The following is a 19,793-nucleotide window of genomic DNA, read 5'->3' as shown; positions in this document are numbered from 1 at the left end:
AGAGTCGTTAAACGATTTCATCTTTTTTATTTTTTTTTAGTTAGTAAATTGTTATAAATAACAAACATTAACTATGCTAAAAAAAACCGTACTTATAGAAAACAAATGTTCTATTGTTACAAAAAACAATCAGTTACATATTAAGACAGAAGAAAGAGAAAACGCTATACCTGTAGAAGATATAGGTTTTATTATCCTTGATAATCCCGAAATATACATAAGTATTCCTGCTATGAATTTGTTAATAGAACATAATTCAGCAGTAATTATTTGCAATAAAAATCATCTTCCAAACGGAATGTTTTTAAATTTAGAGAGCCACCATATTCAACAAGAAATTTTCAGATTTCAAATAGATGCTAGTATTCCTTTAAAAAAACAGTTATGGCAACAAACTATTATTGAAAAAATTACAAATCAAGGGCTTTTATTAGAAAAAATAAAAGGGAATAAAAACGTCTTTCCTTTTTTAGCTTCAAAAGTATTAAGCGGAGACAGCAGTAATATGGAGGGAGTGGCGGCTGGTCAGTATTGGAAAGATTTTTTTGAGATGGATTTTAAAAGGGAACGATACGGGAATTATCCTAACCCTTTTTTAAATTATGGTTATGCTATATTAAGGGCAGCTACTGCTCGTGCATTATCGGGGAGTGGTTTACTCAACACACTGGGTATTCATCATAAGAGTAAATACAATGCGTTTGCTTTAGCCGATGATATTATGGAACCTTTTAGACCTATAGTAGACGAAAAAGTATATGAATTGGTACAAACTTACGAGGAGCAAGAACTAAACACGGCTATCAAAGCCGAACTCCTGCAATTACTCACCCGAACGGTTTATTTTAAGGATGAGAAAAGTCCTTTGATGGTAGGTTTACAAAAAACGGCTAGTTCGTTGCAGCAATGTTTTGCTGGGGAGCGCAAAAAGATAAAATACCCAAAATTATGGATTTAAACGGGTATCGAATCATGTGGTTGTTTGTATTTTTTGATTTGCCTACTGATACTAAAAAAGACCGAAAAAATGCTTCTGGCTTTCGGAACCAACTTTTGAAAGATGGATTCAGTATGATGCAATACTCGGTGTATATACGACATTGCGCGAGTAGCGAAAGTGCTGATGTACATGAAAAACGTGTACAAAAACTCCTACCTCCTTCAGGAAAAGTAAGTATATTACGAATTACAGACAAGCAATTTGGGAATATACAAAATTTCTGGGGAAAAGTAGAAATTCCTTCGGGACCTCAACCCACTCAACTTGAATTATTTTAGGAATAAAAAAATGCTTCAATTTTGGCATAGCACCCCAAAAAAGAAGCATTTTTTTTAACGATATCAAAACTTAACCATTTGATAATTAGAAGATAAAACATCAACTAATATCGTGTTTTCTAATCTTTAATCAAACCACAACCTTTGATTGCTACTCGCAAACTTATCAATTAATATCGTGTTTTCTAATCTTTAATCAAACCACAACCCACTTTTGTCTAATGAACACCTCTGCATAAATATCGTGTTTTCTAATCTTTAATCAAACCACAACTTATCGTTTTGAACTTCGAAACGCCCGTTAAATATCGTGTTTTCTAATCTTTAATCAAACCACAACACGGATGCAACAAAAGACGCATGGATAGAAAATATCGTGTTTTCTAATCTTTAATCAAACCACAACATAATGGCGTAATGGTTCGTGATTACAGTTAATATCGTGTTTTCTAATCTTTAATCAAACCACAACTCAATTTCGCTATTGAATAACAAACCTGGTAATATCGTGTTTTCTAATCTTTAATCAAACCACAACTAACGTAGTATTAGTTTGTGAGGTATTGGGAATATCGTGTTTTCTAATCTTTAATCAAACCACAACCGAACTAAACAACAACTTCAAAACAAAATAATATCGTGTTTTCTAATCTTTAATCAAACCACAACTTACTTGTTTTTATCCAATCACTCGAACCAAATATCGTGTTTTCTAATCTTTAATCAAACCACAACGATCCATTTTAGTATCATTACTAATATTAGAATATCGTGTTTTCTAATCTTTAATCAAACCACAACCATAATCCTTAACTATCATACTTTCTAATGAATATCGTGTTTTCTAATCTTTAATCAAACCACAACATGTGGTGGTATTATAATTCCTCCTTTATCAATATCGTGTTTTCTAATCTTTAATCAAACCACAACCCATTCCCTGAGATTGTGAAATTATTTTTAATATCGTGTTTTCTAATCTTTAATCAAACCACAACTAACATGCCCAAATTGTGGAAACGATGAATAATATCGTGTTTTCTAATCTTTAATCAAACCACAACCGCCTCTTCAACATCATGTTTATAACCATAATATCGTGTTTTCTAATCTTTAATCAAACCACAACAAAAGTCCTGTTTATAATGTGCTGGCTGTGAATATCGTGTTTTCTAATCTTTAATCAAACCACAACATGTTTGCTAACATAATAAACAAGGTCGTCAATATCGTGTTTTCTAATCTTTAATCAAACCACAACCATTCTTCTGTTATTAATATTGGCTCAAAAAATATCGTGTTTTCTAATCTTTAATCAAACCACAACCAAAGCCGTTTGCGGTGAATTCACATACTTAATATCGTGTTTTCTAATCTTTAATCAAACCACAACGTATAAGTTTTTTTAGATAATCTTTACATTAATATCGTGTTTTCTAATCTTTAATCAAACCACAACGAAGAAGATGGAGCGAAAGAAGAAAGTCGAATATCGTGTTTTCTAATCTTTAATCAAACCACAACTGCATTAAGCCAAATGTTTGGACAAACAAAAATATCGTGTTTTCTAATCTTTAATCAAACCACAACTCTAACCCCACCATTATAACCAAGTGTTTAATATCGTGTTTTCTAATCTTTAATCAAACCACAACTTCAATGTCAAACTTAACACCAACTTGACTAATATCGTGTTTTCTAATCTTTAATCAAACCACAACTTATAAACAGGAACCGTTTGATTTAAACAGAATATCGTGTTTTCTAATCTTTAATCAAACCACAACTAATATATCGCAACTACTCATAGCTCAATCAATATCGTGTTTTCTAATCTTTAATCAAACCACAACAACCACAACAGGTAAGCATCCCTTTTCTCGAATATCGTGTTTTCTAATCTTTAATCAAACCACAACATTATGAGCAATGTGGTACAAGGTTTTAGTAATATCGTGTTTTCTAATCTTTAATCAAACCACAACATAAATTCACCATCCAGTTCAGCTTTCAATAATATCGTGTTTTCTAATCTTTAATCAAACCACAACCAGGCATACCCTTTAAACCAAATTCAAAGCAATATCGTGTTTTCTAATCTTTAATCAAACCACAACACTTACCTGACTTTCCTTTTTGTTCGAAGGAATATCGTGTTTTCTAATCTTTAATCAAATCGACCAGAGGGAGATTCACAAACACACCTATAATAAATATTAACTTGGTGTTTGTAAACCAACTTACGATGACTAATGTTTTGAAACGGAATATCGTGTTTTCTAATCTTTAATCAAACCACAACATGAGTACCGCCGTCCAATAGGTAGGATAGAATATCGTGTTTTCTAATCTTTAATCAAACCACAACTTGCACTAAACAAACACTAAACTTTTATAAATATCGTGTTTTCTAATCTTTAATCAATTATAATCACAAACACACCAATGACAAATATAAACTTGTGTTTTTAAATGAAATTATTCTCAAACTTTTAAAATCACCAACAAAGAGTGAAAGTCTATATGGTTTGAGGAATTACAATTCTAATTTTGTTAAGATTTTTACTTTTTTATGTCAAAGAACTTTTAATTCGAAGTTGATTCCTAGAGGATTACTTCTGTGATTGTTTTTTTATATTTTTTGAAATTTTCCCGAGGGTAAAACTTTAAAATCAATTCCTTCCACAAATGCTGTAAATTGATTGTGATTCATTTTTCTAGTTGGTTTGTTTTCATTGATTTTGAACTCTCCATCAGGTTTGAAGCTGTCTTTGCTAATTTCTTCTGATTTTCTAGCTTCTTTAAAATATCTAAGTTGAATGATGCCATATTCATTGACCTTACCAGTTTTTTTGTCTTTTTGTCTTTGTATTGTCAATCCTTCAATTAAATATACTCTTCCTCTAAAATCTACTATTTCTGAAATATCTTTAGAATTTTCAACTGTTTTATCGTAAAAGACTACCTGTTGACCTCTTTTTAAAACTACATCTCTATTGTTTCTTTTCTCAATGGGTATTAAAACTTTTTTACCTTTTATTTCTTTTTCTTTATGTAACGGATAGTAACCTTGACCTTGTTTGAGAAGTTTTGCTAAATTAAAATTATTGATTAATTCAAATTCTCGCTTTCCATCAAGTTCATATAAAGCCATAGCATAATTTTCATCGTTTTGTCCGTACACAGTTTGTTTGTGTTCGTGTTTTGATTTTGATAAAGTACTATGTTTTTTAATTTCTATAGGGTTTTTAACAGAATTAGCATAGATTCTAACTTTGTTAATTGGTATTTTTTTCTCTTCGTTCATCCAAACATTTTTACCTTCGGCAAATTTGTTTTTTTGTTGGGGGTTAGATGAAATAAGTAAAATTTTATTAGCTACTGCTTCTTTTACTTTTGCTTTTACATTTTCATCGACTATGTTTTCTATATCATTTGCTTTTAAACTTTCTAAATCTTTGCGAATTACATAACGAATTTCATTAGTGTTTAGTGGGTTTTTAATGGCACCATAAATACTGTCTTGATGTAAAGATCCTCTTATTGTATCGCCCTGTTGTAGTATGGGTATTTTATTACCTCTTTCGTTAAGCTTATAAATTATTTTACCACTAGCATCCTTTTTAGGAATAGCTTTTCCATTTGCATTTCTTTCTATTTCGGCTACGTATTGTTTTTTACCTCTTACACGAAGAATCTTTTTAGCTTGTTTTTTTACGTTATCTGGCGTAAAATGTGATACTAAAATTTCGGCTTCTATTTTTTCTATATCTTCTTTAAAGGTTTTCCAAGGCTTGGCTTGTTCTATTAAAGCTTTTGCTGCTTTTTTATTTTGTTCGTCTTCTAAACGCCACGCGTGTGCTAACAAGTCGTATTTATCTTTAGGCATGCAAGCAATGGTAATCGCATCAATGGTATGATGGGTGTGTTTACTTCTGTCTTTTTCTTTGAAGTGTTTGAATCCGTTTTCATCGATAAAACTTTCTTGTATACCCCATAGTTTTCTAAATTCGGCTACTGCGCCACCTTTTACACTTTCTACTCTTTTAAAATAAGATTTTAAATAGGCTTGCGCATATTTAGTTATAATACCTGTATCAGGTATTTGACTGTTTTTAAAACCTACTTTAGGTTCACCCCATGTAAATCGGTCATATTTACCCTGAATATAGTCGCGTTTTAAAGTGAGGTAATGTCTTTTTCTTATGTTTTTATCTTTTGCGACTTTTGTAGCTGCTGATTTTATGGATCTTGAAATGGTTTCAATTTGTCGAGTTAGTTCCTCTGCTTGTTTTTTCCAATGCGCAATTCTCGGTAAAATTTCATTGTAGTTTGATAATTCTACAGGCATTTTTTTGCCTTTCACACTTCTGTTAAAATCTTTATCACATAGTGTTTTATTCATAAGAGAATTATCTTGGGAAATACTTCTTGGAATAGTATGCTCAATATCAAATTTTGGATTTCCCCCTAAAAAACTATCGATACTAATAGTTTTGCCTGTATAAATACAAATATGATTTTGCTCTTCCCATATTTTGTATTTTATTAGTTCTTCTTTAGTTATAATTCTTCCATCTTTAGTTTGTTCTAATGCCCATTCGAATTTTTGTAAATCTTCATCGGTAACGTGGAGTAGTTCTTTTCCTGTTTTTACTTGATAAAGTTCTTTAATTTTAGCTTCATAAATTTTATATAACTCTTCTCTTTCTTTTTGAAAATCCTGAATTCCTTTTCGCTTGTTCGCATCATTTAATTCTCTTGCCATTTCTATATGGATACGAGTTTTCTCGTCTATTTGTCCATCTAGTATTAAAGTATTAAGAACTTTACGTAATTGATGCAAAGCACGCATTGCCATTGGGTTTTTTATAGAAGTGGTAAGCGGACTACCTAAAACTACTTTTTCATTGCCCCATTCGTCTTTGATAATTTTCTTTTTGAATACTTCAATATCAGATGGATGATAGAGTTTTTTAAATTTTTCAGGATAGTTACAAAATATTTGTCCCTCTTCATTTTCGCCTTTAAGAAAAGCTTCAATTTTTTTATCTAACCTAACTATTTTAATGAATTCCTGTTTTTTTAATTGTTCGATTAAAACAGGGAATAAATCTTTAAATATTATTTCTTGTTCCTGTTGCTCACTAATAGTGTTTGCTTTATAAAATGGAACAAGCTTTTTTCTCAAATCAGCCTCAAAAAGCGATTCAGCTTCTTTAGAATAATACACTTTTCGCCCCTCTATGTCTTCTGTATTATATATTTTCAATAAACAGTTAATAATTTCTAGCTTGCTTTTTTCTACTAAATAATTATCTATTAAATCAACTATTTTTGATTGAATAAATTTTTGTTGTTCCTTATCTTTCCAAATGTCAGCATCTACAATATTCTCAATATTTGCTATAAACACAGCATGCGAGTACAGTAATCCTTGTTTTAAATAAGGTAATATTTTTGCAATAGCTGCCAAACTAAGACTTGCAAAGTCTTTTTTAAGTTTTGTTTTGCTAAATGCTTTTGCGTTTTTAGGTTCTAGTTTTAGTTTTTCGATGGCAAAATCATACAAATACGTATCTGAGGTAGCTACTGAAAGTAAGTGCCAAAGATCTTTGTAATTTACAGATTTTGTGACTTCTTCTTTTTTAGTATTACTAGTTTGATACTCGAACGTTTTAGTTTTCCAGTCTTTTCCTATTGCGTTTTCCAGTGAAGCAGAAACTACACAAGCAGAAACACTATCTGTAGGTTTGTAATTAAACCAATAAAAAAACTCATTTTTCTTAGAAGATTTGTAATAGCCAAAACTAGCTCCTTTTTCAACCAGTTCTTTGGCTAAAACCTCAAAATTAAAGTCATTTTTTCTGTAAAATTTCGGAACTAATTTTAATTTTTCTTCCAGGGTTAAGAAACGTAATGTCTTTTCGCTTTGTGTACCTATTTTTATGGTATTCAAATACGACCACATTCTAAATTCTTCATAATCAGGATGCGAAACAGCACATCGAGATTTGTTTTTTTCAAAGGAACATTTTCCTATTAATCCCTTTTGCGATTTTAGAGGTCTTTGAAAAAAAATAGCTCGGTATAAATCTTTAGCTAAACCCGTAAACTTTTTTTCGGGTAATTTTTCATTTGTATTGATCTCTTCAATTCCTTGTGTTTGACAAATTATAATAAACTCTTCTAAATAATGTTCTTCACGAGAAGTGTATTGGTTTCTTATTCTTGTTTTGTTGTATAAACTAAAAAAATATTGACCTAAGGTTTTAAAATTTCCATCAAGCATTGCTTGTGAAATATCTTTAATTTCTCCTTTTACTTTGCCTAAATCTTCTTTTTTATTGAGACGCGCAATAAGCTCTTGTTTACATGTTTCAATATCATTAGCATTCTTTTTTGTAATGGATACTAATGAAGTGTATAATTTCTTTAGATTTTTTTCTCCTTCGTCTAAATCCTTTTTAAAACCACTTTTCTCTGACTCATCTATAATTCCAAGATTAATATAATACTCTTTTAATTCGTTTAAGATCGTATTTGAACTATCTAAATCTTCAATTAAATTTTGAATTTGCGGGTTATGTTCTTCAAAAACACCTTCGGCTGATTGATCTAAGCGATTACTCAAAAAACCTCTTCGTTGTGCTATATGGTATAAGGCTCTTCCTAACTCAAATAAAGTAACTTTTTGCTTACTGGCTTTGTCTCTAAAAAAATAAGGATTTATATTCTTATCTTCATTAGTCCGTAACCAATTAAGAAATTCAGGATTTAGAGGATATTCTTTGAAACCAGATTTTTTCCATTGTTCCACTTCTTCAACAGATAGAGGACACATCCCATTAACAGAGAGCACTTTTAAAGTTTCGTATTTTCTTAATTTTCGACGATATTTTATTTTACGAGCACTTCTGTAGGCTGTTCTTTCGGCAGCTCTGGATATTTCTTTTCCATTTTCAGATTTTACTCCTTCAGAGAAAATTCTGACTCCTTTATCTATAATTTGATTTACTCCTTCGTTTTCATCTTCTCTAATCGCCCATCCAATAGAATTAGTCCCTAAATCGAGACCTAAAATTTTTGTCATAATAGTTTTTTATGTTGTTTAGCTTACGCCTAAACTTATAAAAAAACATTTGTTTAAAAAAATAAAATTATTTTAGATTTTTTTTTTATCTTAGCAACAGATAAAATTATTCTAATCTTTAATCTTATCACAATAAGGCTATATGCCGTAGACGAAAGTCTAAAATCCCGCGTACTCCGTGGGATTTACCATTTATACGAACTACAAATTCTTTGATTTACTTTATTTTAAGGCTTGTTGGACTTATTAAAAATGTCGTATAGGAGATTTACAATCTAAAAACTAAAAACTTATCTTTGCAAAAATTTTTTAAATAATGAAAAACATAATTGCTGAATTACAATGGCGTGGACTGGTACACGATATGATGCCAGGAACAGAAGAACAATTGTTGAAAGAAAGCACGGCAACATATATAGGATTTGACCCAACATCAGATTCTCTACACATAGGTAGTTTAGTTCCTATTATTTTATTAGTTCATCTTCGAAACTTTGGTCATAAACCTTTTGCTTTAGTAGGAGGAGCTACAGGAATGATTGGTGATCCTTCAGGAAAAAGCAACGAACGCAATTTATTAGATGAGGAAAGTCTTTCTAGAAATGTAGAAGGGATTAAAGGTGTTTTATCTAAATTTCTTGACTTTAATGCTACCGATGACAACGCGCCTGTATTAGTAAATAATTATGATTGGATGAAAACTTTTTCTTTCATAGATTTTGCTCGAAATGTAGGAAAACGAATTACGGTTAACTATATGATGGCCAAAGATTCTGTTAAAAAACGTCTTTCAGGAGAAACAGGTGACGGTATGTCTTTTACAGAATTTACATATCAGTTAATTCAAGGATATGATTTTTATCATTTATACAAAACATACGGATGTAAATTACAAATGGGAGGTAGTGATCAATGGGGCAATATCACTACAGGTACTGAATTAATCCGTAGAATGAATGTAGATACGGAAGAAGAAGGAGCTAAAGCCTATGCCTTAACTTGTCCTCTAATAACCAAGGCAGACGGATCAAAATTTGGAAAAACAGAAGGAGGGAATATATGGTTAACAGCAGACAAAACCTCTGTTTACAAATTTTATCAATTTTGGCTTAATACAACAGATGCAGATGCAGAAAAGTACATTAAAATATTTACTTTCTTAGATAAAGACACAATTGAAACTTTAATTGAAGAACATCGTCAAGCTCCACATTTAAGAGTTTTACAACGCAAATTAGCAGAGGAAATAACTATTTTTGTACATGATAAAGATGCTTTAGATAAAGCTATTGCTGCTTCTAATATGTTATTTGGAAATTCTACTTCTGAAGATTTAAAAAAATTAGACTCAGAAACTTTCTTAGAAGCTTTTGAAGGAGTGCCTCAAGCAACCATTTCAAGAGAAGCTATCGAGGAAGGAATCAATATTGTAGATGTACTTAATACTAAAACAGGTTTTTTAAAATCAAACGGTGAAGCACGTAGAGCATTGACTGAAAATTCAATTTCTGTCAACAAAGAAAAAGTAACTGAGGAATTTATACTTAAAACAAAGGATCTTATTAATAATAAATTTGTCTTACTTCAAAGAGGCAAGAAGAATTATTTTGTTATAAAAATTGAATAAACATATATTTTAACACAAAAAAGCAGCTTTAAACGAGCTGCTTTTTTTGTTTAAAAAAACAAATATTTACAAGTATTTCACTAATAAATTGCACTTTACCTATTTTAAACTATTTTTTTTAACGTATTTTATTATAATTTATTTCATTTTATTAAAAAAATATAAATATATTCGCAGCCATTATTAACACCAACCAACCAAATGAAAAAGAAATTACTTTTAATTGCCTTATTGGCAACAGGAGTTGTATTGGGTCAAGATGGCTTATGGAAACGTACCAATACCAATCATAGAACCCTAATAGAATACAAAACACAACTTCCTGAGAAGAACCTTTTTGACTTGAATATTGATTTGATCAGAAAACAATTATCTAAATCTCCTAACCGATTTGGTCGTTCTAGTTCTGCAACCGTTATTTCACTTCCAAATGCTGAAGGAAAGTTAGAAAAATTTAAAGTTTACGAAAACTCTAATATGGATGCTGCTTTACAAGCTAAATATCCTCAAATCCGATCGTACATAGGAATTGGCATTGACAATCCTACTTCTACTGCTTATTTTAGTATGTCTCCTTTAGGATTTAAGTCTATGACATTAAATGCTGGAAAATCAGCTTCATTCATTGAACCTTATTCTAAAGATTTAAAGACTTATTCTGTTTATAAAAAAGCTGATAAAAAAGAAAACTTATCACCATTTGAATGTAAAGTAATTGATAAAATAGAACCAAGTTTTAAAGTTTCTGGAACTAATTTACGCCCTAATGCAGATGATGGCACTTTAAGAACTTTTCGTTTAGCATTATCCGTAACAGGTGAATACACGACTTATTTTGGTGGTACCGTAGCACAAGCATTGGCTGCAATAAATGCCACAATGACTCGAGTAAATGGTGTTTTTGAAAAAGATTTTAATACCAGAATGAACCTGATTGCAAATAATGATGTACTTATTTATACAAATGCTTCTACGGATCCTTATTCCGTTGCTTCTACAGGTTCAGGAGGCGCATGGAATACTGAGTTACAAAATAACCTAACCAATACCATTGGCAATGGAGCTTATGACATAGGACACTTATTTGGTGCTTCTGGAGGTGGTGGTAACGCGGGTTGTATTGGCTGTATTTGTGTAGATGACACTTCTAGCACGACCGATCAAAACAAAGGTTCTGGATATACATCTCCTGGTGATGGAATACCACAAGGAGACAATTTTGATATTGACTATGTTGCGCATGAAATGGGGCATCAATTTGGTGCTAATCATACACACTCTCATAGTAAAGAAAGAACTGGAGCTAATATGGAGCCAGGTTCTGGGTCTACAATTATGGGATATGCTGGCATTACACCACAAGATGTTCAAGCTCATTCTGACGCTTATTTTCACACTTATAGCATTCAACAAGTTACTAACAATATAAAAACAAAAGCGTGCGCTGTAAACACTCCAACAGGTAATGCTATTCCAACTGCAAATGCTGGATTAGATTTTACTATTCCAAAAAGCACTCCGTTTGTTCTTACTGGTACAGGAACTGATGCTAATGGAGATGTCTTAACTTATATTTGGGAACAATTTGACAGTGCTACTTCAACCCAAACTGGAACAAGTTCTGCTGCTAGTACAACCAAGGTGTCTGGTCCTATTTTTAGATCTTATACCCCTACAACAATTCCTTCGAGATATTTTCCTCAAATGGCTTCTATTCTAACAGGAGCAACTACTACACAAGGTTCTGAAATTTTAGTAGAAGCTTTACCTTCTATTGCTAGAACTATGAATTTCCGTTTTACCGTTCGTGATAACAGAGCTGGTGGTGGTGCTAACAACTCTGATGATATGATCGTAACAGTTAATGGAACTGCTGGTCCTTTTGCTATTACTTCTCAAGGAAGCGAAACTTCTTATACAGGAGGCACTTCTCAATTAATAACTTGGAACGTAGCAGGTACCACTGCAAATGGTGTTAACTGCTCTAATGTAGATATTTTATGGTCAACAAATAATGGTGCAACTTGGACAACTTTATTAGCAGGAACACCTAATGATGGATCCGAAAATATAACAATACCTAATACTGCTACTACTACAGGCCGAATTATGGTTAAAGGATCAAATCATATCTTTTTTGATGTTAACAATGCAAATATTACTGTAAACCTAAGTACATCTGATACTATACCACCAACAGCTCCTGTCTTAAGCGCATCTGGCACAACAACTTCTTCTACTAACTTATCTTGGAATGGTGACACTGATAATGTAGGTGTTATAGGATATGATGTGTATCAAGGAACTACTTTATTGGGTTCCATTACATCTAAAACTTATAACGTAACAGGCTTAACCCCTTCTACAACCTATTCTTTTACAGTGAAAGCAAAAGATGCCGCGGGTAATATTTCTATTGCAAGCAATGTTGTTAGCGTAACAACTTTAGCTAATGTAATTGACACAACTGCTCCAACTGCTCCAATATTAAGTGCATCTGGTACAACAACTTCTTCTACTAACTTATCTTGGAATGGTGATACTGACAATGTAGGCGTTACAGGATATGAAATATATCAAGGAACTACTTTATTGGGTTCCATTACATCTAAAACTTATAACGTAACAGGCTTAACCCCTTCTACAACCTATTCTTTTACAGTGAAAGCAAAAGATGCCGCGGGTAATATTTCTATTGCAAGTAATATTGTTAGCGTAACTACACTATCTAACACACTTACTTATTGCACTTCAAAAGGCAATAGTACTGCTGATGAAAAAATAGGAAAAGTTGTAATTGGAACAATTAATAATACTTCTACTAGCACTGTTGGTTACGAAAACTTTACAACTCTATCTACTTCAGCAGTAAGAAGCTCAACTCAAACGATAACAATTACTCCATCATGGAACTCAACAACTTATCCTGAAGGCTATGCCCTTTTTATTGATTATAATCAAGATGGTGATTTTACAGATGCAGGTGAAACTGTTTGGACTAAAGCCCCTTCTACTACAACACCCGTTTCTGGTACATTTACAATTCCAGCAACAGCAATTTTAGGAGCAACTAGAATGAGAATATCTATGAAGTACAATGGAATTCCTACTTCATGTGAAACTTTTTCTTATGGACAAGTAGAAGATTACACTATTAACATTACTTCGAGTGCTAAAGAAAATCAAAAAAATATTGCCTCAGGTTTTGAAATTACTGTATTCCCTATTCCAACTTCCGAAATACTTACTATTAAAGGTATTTCTGAAATGGCAACGTATAAAGTATATAACCTAGTTGGACAAATAGTTTTAGAAGGAAAAATAAACAATGAACAAATCAATGTAACCAATTGTAAAGCTGGAAACTATATATTAGAAGTTTCTGATTTGCATTCAACTGTTACTAAACGCTTTATCAAAGAATAACTTTGATAATTAACCCAACCCCCAACCAAAAAGCTATCTCTAAGAGATAGCTTTTTTTTTAATAAAATCATTATTTTAGCAAAAAAGATCAAAAATGAAAAAACTAGCGCTATTAAGCGTAACGCTTATGAGTATTAATTCTGGAATCGCACAAAACATCATGACTCCTGATTTATTATGGAAATTAGGTCGTGTAACACCTCTTGGAGTATCAAAAGATGGAAAAAATATTATTTATAAAGTAGCTACCCCATCTATTGAGGAAAACAAATCTACTAGTAAATTTTATAGCATTTCTATTACAGGTGGTAATGCCAGTGAAATTAAAGAGTACACAGAATTGATAAAAAACAAGAACATTTCTCCTGATGGAATGTACTTACTTTCTGACAAAGAAGTTAAAATAACTCCTGTATTAGGAAAAGATTTTTACCCAGAATTATCTCTGTCAGATGCTCAAGTTTATGACGGTCTTGATTATCGTCATTGGGATACTTGGCGAGATGGCACATACAATCATGTCTTCTTTGGCGGAGTACCTGCACCTAATGTACGTTTGGCTCCAGCTATAGACATTATGGAAGGAGAACCTTATGATGCTCCACAAAAACCATTTGGTGGTGATGAAGATTATATTTGGTCTCCTGATAGTAAAAACATCATCTATGTCTGTAAAAAAAAGACTGGAACGGCTTATGCAACCAGTACTAACACTGATTTATACCAATATAATATTGAAACTAAACAAACTGTAAATCTTACACCTAATAATCCGGGTTATGACACACATCCTGATTTTTCACCAAACGGTGATCTTACTTGGCTACAGATGAAACAAGATGGTTACGAAGCTGATAAAAATGATATTATTGTAAAACATAAAGGAATTGAAATAAACCTAACTGCTAACTGGGATGGAACTGTAGAGAGTTTTAAATGGAGTAAAGATGGAAAAAAAATCTATTTTATTGCTCCTATAGATGGCACAAAGCAATTATTTGAAGTAAACTTTCCAGGATTGACCAAAATAGCTATTGGAGTTAAACAAATTACCAATGGTGATTTTGACATAACGCAGATTATAGATTTTACACCTGATCAAATTCTTTTGATGAGAAATGACATCAATCATGCTTCTGAAATTTATTCTTATCATTTAAAAAACAAATCTTGGAATCAGATAACTCATGTTAATACAGAAATTTATAAAAATTTAAATTTATGTAAAACAGAGAGACGTTACGTAACCACTACAGATGGTAAAAAAATGTTGGTTTGGATTATACTTCCACCAAATTTTGATGCTACAAAAAAATACCCTACTCTATTATACTGCCAAGGAGGACCACAAAGTGCCTTAACTCAATATTATTCTTTTCGTTGGAATTTTCAAACAATTGCATCACAAGGCTATATAGTAGTTGCTCCAAACCGTAGAGGAATGCCTGGTCATGGTGTAAAATGGAATGAACAAATTAGCAAAGATTGGGGTGGTCAAGTAATGGATGATTATTTATCAGCTATTGACGATATAACAAAAGAATCTTATGTAGACAAAACCCGATTAGGTGCTGTAGGTGCAAGCTATGGTGGGTACTCAGTATTTTACTTAGCGGGAATTCACAACAATCGTTTTAAAACATTTATTTCACATTGTGGTATCTTTAACACCCAAAGTATGTATGGAACTACAGAAGAAGTGTTCTTTACAAACTGGGATTCAGGAGGGGCTTATTGGGAAAAGAATAACATTGTTGCACAAAAAACGTACAACGATTTTAACCCAATTCATTTAATTAATAACTGGACTACTTCTATTCTTATTATACAAGGAGGAAAAGACTATAGAGTTCCGTTAGGACAAGGTCAAGAAGCTTTTCAAGCAGCTCAATTAAAAGGAATAAAAAGTCGTTTTTTACATTTTCCAGAAGAAAACCACTGGGTTTTAAAACCACAAAACGCATTGGTATGGCAACGCGAATTTTTTAAATGGCTTAAAGAAACACTATAAAAATAAAAGCGGTAGTCTCTAAAACAAGACTACCGCTTTTTTATTATATACGTATAATTATTCTACTGTAACTGATTTAGCTAAGTTTCTTGGCTGATCTACATTACAACCTCTTAGTACTGCTATATGGTATGACAATAACTGCAAAGGAATAGTTGTTAATAATGGTGATAAAGCGTCTGAACATTCTGGAATTTCAATAACGTGATCTGCTAAAGAGCGCACTTGTTCATCTCCTTTAGTTACTACGGCAATTATTTTACCACTACGGGATTTAATTTCTTGGATATTACTTACCACTTTATCATAGTGTCCTTGTTTAGGTGCAATAACAATTACAGGCATGTGCTCATCTATCAATGCAATAGGACCATGCTTCATTTCCGCTGCTGGATAGCCTTCAGCATGTATATAAGAAATTTCTTTTAGTTTTAAAGCACCTTCTAAAGCCACTGGAAAATTGTACCCTCTACCTAAGTACAAACAATTGGTAGCTTCTTTATAAACCTCCGCTATTTCTTTTGAAACTTCATTTGTTAACAATGTTTCTTCTACTTTTTCTGGCATTGCCTCTAATTCAGATAAATAACGATGGTAATCTGATTTTGACAAGCTTCCTTTTGCTTTAGCCAAACGTAAAGCAATCATGGTTAAAACCGTAATTTGTGTAGTAAATGCTTTTGTGGAAGCTACCCCAATTTCTGGTCCTGCATGTGTATAAGCTCCAGCGTGAGACTCTCTAGAGATAGAAGATCCAACTACGTTGCAAACTCCAAATACAAACGCTCCTTTTTCTTTTGCTAATTTGATGGCTGCTAAAGTATCTGCTGTTTCTCCTGATTGAGAGATTGCAATTACAACATCTTTATCGCTAATGATAGGATTTCTATAACGGAACTCAGAGGCATATTCTACTTCTACTGGAATGCGAGCAAACTCTTCAAAAATATATTCTGCTACTAGACCTGCATGCCATGAAGTACCACAAGCAACTATTAGGATTCTATTGGCATTTGTAAATTTCTCTAAATTATCTTCAACACCAGCCATTTTAATGATTCCTTCATTAGAGTACAAACGTCCTCTATAAGTATCTTTTATTACGTTAGGTTGTTCATAAATTTCTTTTAACATGAAATGATCATACCCTCCTTTTTCAATCTGTTCTAAGTTCATTTTTAGTTCTTGAACATAAGGATGTACTAATGAATCATCTTTAATTTTTCTTACTTTTAATCCTTTTTTCAAACGAATAATAGCCATTTCTTCGTCTTCTAAATAGATTGCGTTTGAAGTGTACTCAATAAAAGGAGAAGCATCTGAAGCTATAAAAAATTCGTTTTCAGCTACTCCAATAGCTAAAGGACTACCTAGTCTAGCTACTACTATCTCATTGGGTTTTTTCTTGTCAAAAACACAAATTGCATAGGCTCCTACTACTTGATTCAAAGCAATTTGTACTGCTTTCCCTAATTTTATATTTTCTTGTTTTTGAACTTCTTCTATCAGATTAACTAATACTTCTGTATCTGTATCTGAATGAAAAACATAACCTCTGTTAATTAATTCTTTTTTTAAGGGTTCATAATTTTCAATAATTCCATTATGAACAATAACCAGATCTCCAGAATTAGAAGTATGAGGATGCGAATTTACATCATTTGGAACTCCGTGTGTAGCCCAACGTGTATGACCAATACCTATGGTTCCACTTAATGTTATTTCTGTTTTAGATTTTTCTTCTAGATCAGAAACTTTTCCTTTGGTTTTAGATAATTTTATGTCTTCTCCATCATACAGTACCAAACCAGCACTATCATAACCTCTATATTCTAATCTTTTTAACCCTTTTACTACAATAGGATAAGCTTCTCTATATCCTATATATCCTACAATTCCACACATATTAATTTCGTTTAGTATAGCTTATTTTAAATTGAACTTTATTATCTCCTTGCATTCCTCCTAAAACAACACCTAAAGGGCTTATTACTGCAGTTGAAGGAATACTTTTTAAAATATTTGTTGTGTTTTTTAATGCACTTATAGCCGATAATCCCTGTGCTTCAGGCGTTATATAAATACTTTCGGCAATAGCAAGACCTAACTTTACATTGGTATAAGTGCCTGTTTTATCATTTATAATCTGATTAATATGATCCGTTAATCGAATACGATACATATATTTATCATTTACTTTTTGTAATATACCTCCGTGAACATATTTATCCTTTTTAGGAACATTAGTTAGCTTGGTAATATCATTTGTATAATCTAACAATGATCTTGTTTTTTCTGCATTAAACAAGTATAAACGCATTGGATTAAGGTAATAAAAAGACTTATTACTACTGCTTAGCGAGTTTACAAAATTTGGATCAACAGTAAAATACAAACTAGCATCATTAACGAGTGCTCCTTTATTTTTTAAATCATCAATTAAAGCTTGGTCTATTTTGATTTCTGCTATTGATCCTTGACCACCTTTTAAGAATAAATTATCCGTTGGTGTATTGGATGAAAGAGCACTTGCATAAATAGCCGACTTATTATGTTTTAAAATATTTAAATTATTTCCCGTCATTTTAAGAACGAAGGTTTTCATTTCTTTTCCTTTATTATCCGTTCTATCTTGTTTGTAATAAATTGTTACATCTCCTTTCTTAAAATCTAGCCCCATCATTGTGCCTTCGTTTCTAGATACTCTAAATGTCAAACCTTTATAATAATTTACAAAAGCATTATTGTTTGTTAAATATCTTGAATCAGCTTTTATGATATTATTTTCAAAATGAGATTTATCTAGGTGTAAACGTATACGAGGAGAAAAACGTTCTCCTACATTCCCTGGATTATCTTTTATAGGTAATAACTTTTGTGTTAGATCATCTACTTTTGGCTTTTCAAACTCAGCTTGATTGGGTTTAAAATTAGTGTTTTCATTTGGATTAGCAGCATTATTTAATTTTTCTCCTACTACTACATCTAATACACTTTCTTGATCTGAATAATATTTTCCATTTTTGGTAATATCATTTATATCATAATCATTTAGAGCAAAATTATTACGAAAGACCTCTAAATTGAAAGCAGGCAACTTATCTGTTTTAAAATCTGTGTAATAATCTTTTGTATTAGTATAAATAGAATCTAGTCTATAAGTTCCTTTTCCATTAACATCAGTACTTAATTTAGTACTAAAATAAGGCACTGAAAGCACCACACTATCTACTTCAATTCCTGTTCCAAATACTGGTGCTGCTGTTGCTAATTGTAATTGCGTAACAAAAGAAGCAGTTGTCTCTCCAAAATAATCATTCTTTAACAATCCTAAATGATTTACAGAAAGATTATTAGACTGAACTGCGCCTAAATCTAGATCATTAATAGTTATACTACTTGATTTATCCTCACCTGCCAAAAAAGTAAAAGTTTCATCTCCAACTAAATCAGCCCCTAATGTATTATAATCTTGATCGCAAGACAATAAAAAACCGAATAGCAAAACTACTGATTTTTTTGCAAAAGTATTGAAATTCATTTTATTAACCTAATATTTGAGTTTTATAAAATTCTGTATAAGCTTCTGCGAATACATCTTTTGAGGCGAAAGGTAAAAAAGGTTTTTTAGAAGATTCTATAAATTTTGTTAAATTTGGCGATATTTCTTCAGACCCCATCACAACCCCGTCAGAATGGTTAATAGCAACCATCATCAAATTTTCATAGGTTGGGTTATCTAATTCTTGAATTGCTTCTTGTGGCACACCATCAAATTGAACCTTTTTAGAAATTTGTGCATCTAATATTCCTTCATAACCATCCTTAAAGATAGATGTGACTATTTTAGTTTCGGAAAACAAAGCATCGTCTTTATAATAATGTCTCATATAAATAGGCAATAACGAAGCCATCCATCCTTGAACATGAATAATATCTGGAACCCAATTTAATTTCTTTACAGTTTCTACAACTCCTTTTGCAAAGAAAATGGCACGCTCATCGTTATCTTCAAACAACACGCCTTCTTCATCCGTAAAAGTAGACTTGCGTTTAAAATACTCATCATTGTCTATAAAGTACACCTGAATACGTTCCTTAGGTATTGAAGCAACTTTAATAATCAGAGGCATATCAACATCATTTACCACTAAATTCATTCCTGAAAGCCTAATTACTTCATGTAATTGATGCCTTCTTTCATTTACATTTCCATAACGTGGCATAAAAATTCTAATTTGCCCGCCTTGATCGTTAATCATTTTTGGTAAATCAAACGACATCAAAGAGACCTCATTTTCAGGCAAATAGGGCACTAATTCGGATGATACATACAATATCCTTTTATCCTCCATCTT

9 protein-coding genes and 1 CRISPR repeat array are annotated in these 19,793 nt (G+C 31.8%); of the genes, 5 read left to right on the top strand and 4 right to left on the bottom strand.

Annotation, left to right across the window (positions count from 1 at the left end):
- Positions 1 to 73: 73 nt before the first annotated feature.
- Together cas1 and cas2 are read left to right on the top strand one after the other, a co-directional pair.
- Positions 74 to 958 (top strand): type II CRISPR-associated endonuclease Cas1, encoded by an 885-nt coding sequence (gene cas1, locus AWN65_RS01360; protein WP_060381525.1) that lies wholly within the window; start codon positions 74 to 76, stop codon positions 956 to 958.
- Positions 949 to 1,278 carry a CRISPR-associated endonuclease Cas2 gene (gene cas2, locus AWN65_RS01355; protein WP_060381524.1) on the top strand — a complete coding sequence of 110 codons (330 nt, stop codon included), beginning with the start codon at positions 949 to 951 and terminating at the stop codon, positions 1,276 to 1,278. The genes cas1 and cas2 overlap by 10 nt, the downstream gene beginning before the upstream one ends.
- Positions 1,279 to 1,384: 106 nt before the next feature.
- A CRISPR array of direct repeats spans positions 1,385 to 3,711; the repeat unit is 36 nt; unit sequence AATATCGTGTTTTCTAATCTTTAATCAAACCACAAC.
- A 199-nt stretch (positions 3,712 to 3,910) separates the two neighbouring features.
- Here cas2 and cas9 read toward each other — a convergent pair.
- Positions 3,911 to 8,371 (bottom strand): type II CRISPR RNA-guided endonuclease Cas9, encoded by a 4,461-nt coding sequence (cas9, locus tag AWN65_RS01350; protein ID WP_060381523.1) that lies wholly within the window; start codon positions 8,369 to 8,371, stop codon positions 3,911 to 3,913.
- A 316-nt stretch (positions 8,372 to 8,687) separates the two neighbouring features.
- Here cas9 and tyrS point away from each other — a divergent pair, with 316 nt between their 5' ends.
- The 3 genes from tyrS (at position 8,688) to AWN65_RS01335 (ending at position 15,435) form a co-directional block, all read left to right on the top strand.
- Complete coding sequence (gene tyrS, locus AWN65_RS01345; protein WP_060381522.1) at positions 8,688 to 9,998, top strand: tyrosine--tRNA ligase; 1,311 nt, start codon at positions 8,688 to 8,690, stop codon at positions 9,996 to 9,998.
- 201 nt (positions 9,999 to 10,199) lie between these two features.
- Positions 10,200 to 13,424, top strand: coding sequence for a reprolysin-like metallopeptidase (locus AWN65_RS01340; RefSeq protein WP_060381521.1), 3,225 nt, complete (start codon positions 10,200 to 10,202; stop codon positions 13,422 to 13,424).
- A 94-nt stretch (positions 13,425 to 13,518) separates the two neighbouring features.
- The gene (locus AWN65_RS01335; protein WP_060381520.1) at positions 13,519 to 15,435 is read left to right on the top strand and encodes a S9 family peptidase; all 1,917 of its coding nucleotides are present in this window, start codon (positions 13,519 to 13,521) and stop codon (positions 15,433 to 15,435) included.
- Positions 15,436 to 15,492: 57 nt separating this feature from the next.
- On the opposite strand, the gene glmS is transcribed toward AWN65_RS01335, so the two are convergent.
- The 3 genes from glmS to AWN65_RS01320 are packed head-to-tail and all read right to left on the bottom strand — an operon-like array spanning position 15,493 to position 19,790.
- Positions 15,493 to 17,340 carry a glutamine--fructose-6-phosphate transaminase (isomerizing) gene (glmS, locus tag AWN65_RS01330; RefSeq protein ID WP_060381519.1) on the bottom strand — a complete coding sequence of 616 codons (1,848 nt, stop codon included), beginning with the start codon at positions 17,338 to 17,340 and terminating at the stop codon, positions 15,493 to 15,495.
- A 1-nt stretch (position 17,341) separates the two neighbouring features.
- On the bottom strand, positions 17,342 to 18,976 hold the full coding sequence (locus tag AWN65_RS01325) for a DUF4270 domain-containing protein (protein ID WP_060381518.1): 1,635 nt from the start codon (positions 18,974 to 18,976) through the stop codon (positions 17,342 to 17,344).
- Positions 18,977 to 18,980: 4 nt separating this feature from the next.
- Entirely contained in the window at positions 18,981 to 19,790 is an 810-nt protein-coding gene (locus tag AWN65_RS01320; RefSeq protein ID WP_060381517.1) for a glycogen/starch synthase, read from the bottom strand.
- Positions 19,791 to 19,793: the final 3 nt, after the last annotated feature.

It is taken from the genome of Flavobacterium covae, from assembly GCF_001534645.1.
In the GTDB taxonomy this organism is placed as follows: Bacteria; Bacteroidota; Bacteroidia; order Flavobacteriales; family Flavobacteriaceae; genus Flavobacterium; species Flavobacterium covae.
The sequence above is the reverse complement of the archived record's forward strand: the minus strand, read 5'-3'. Positions and strand labels throughout refer to the sequence as shown.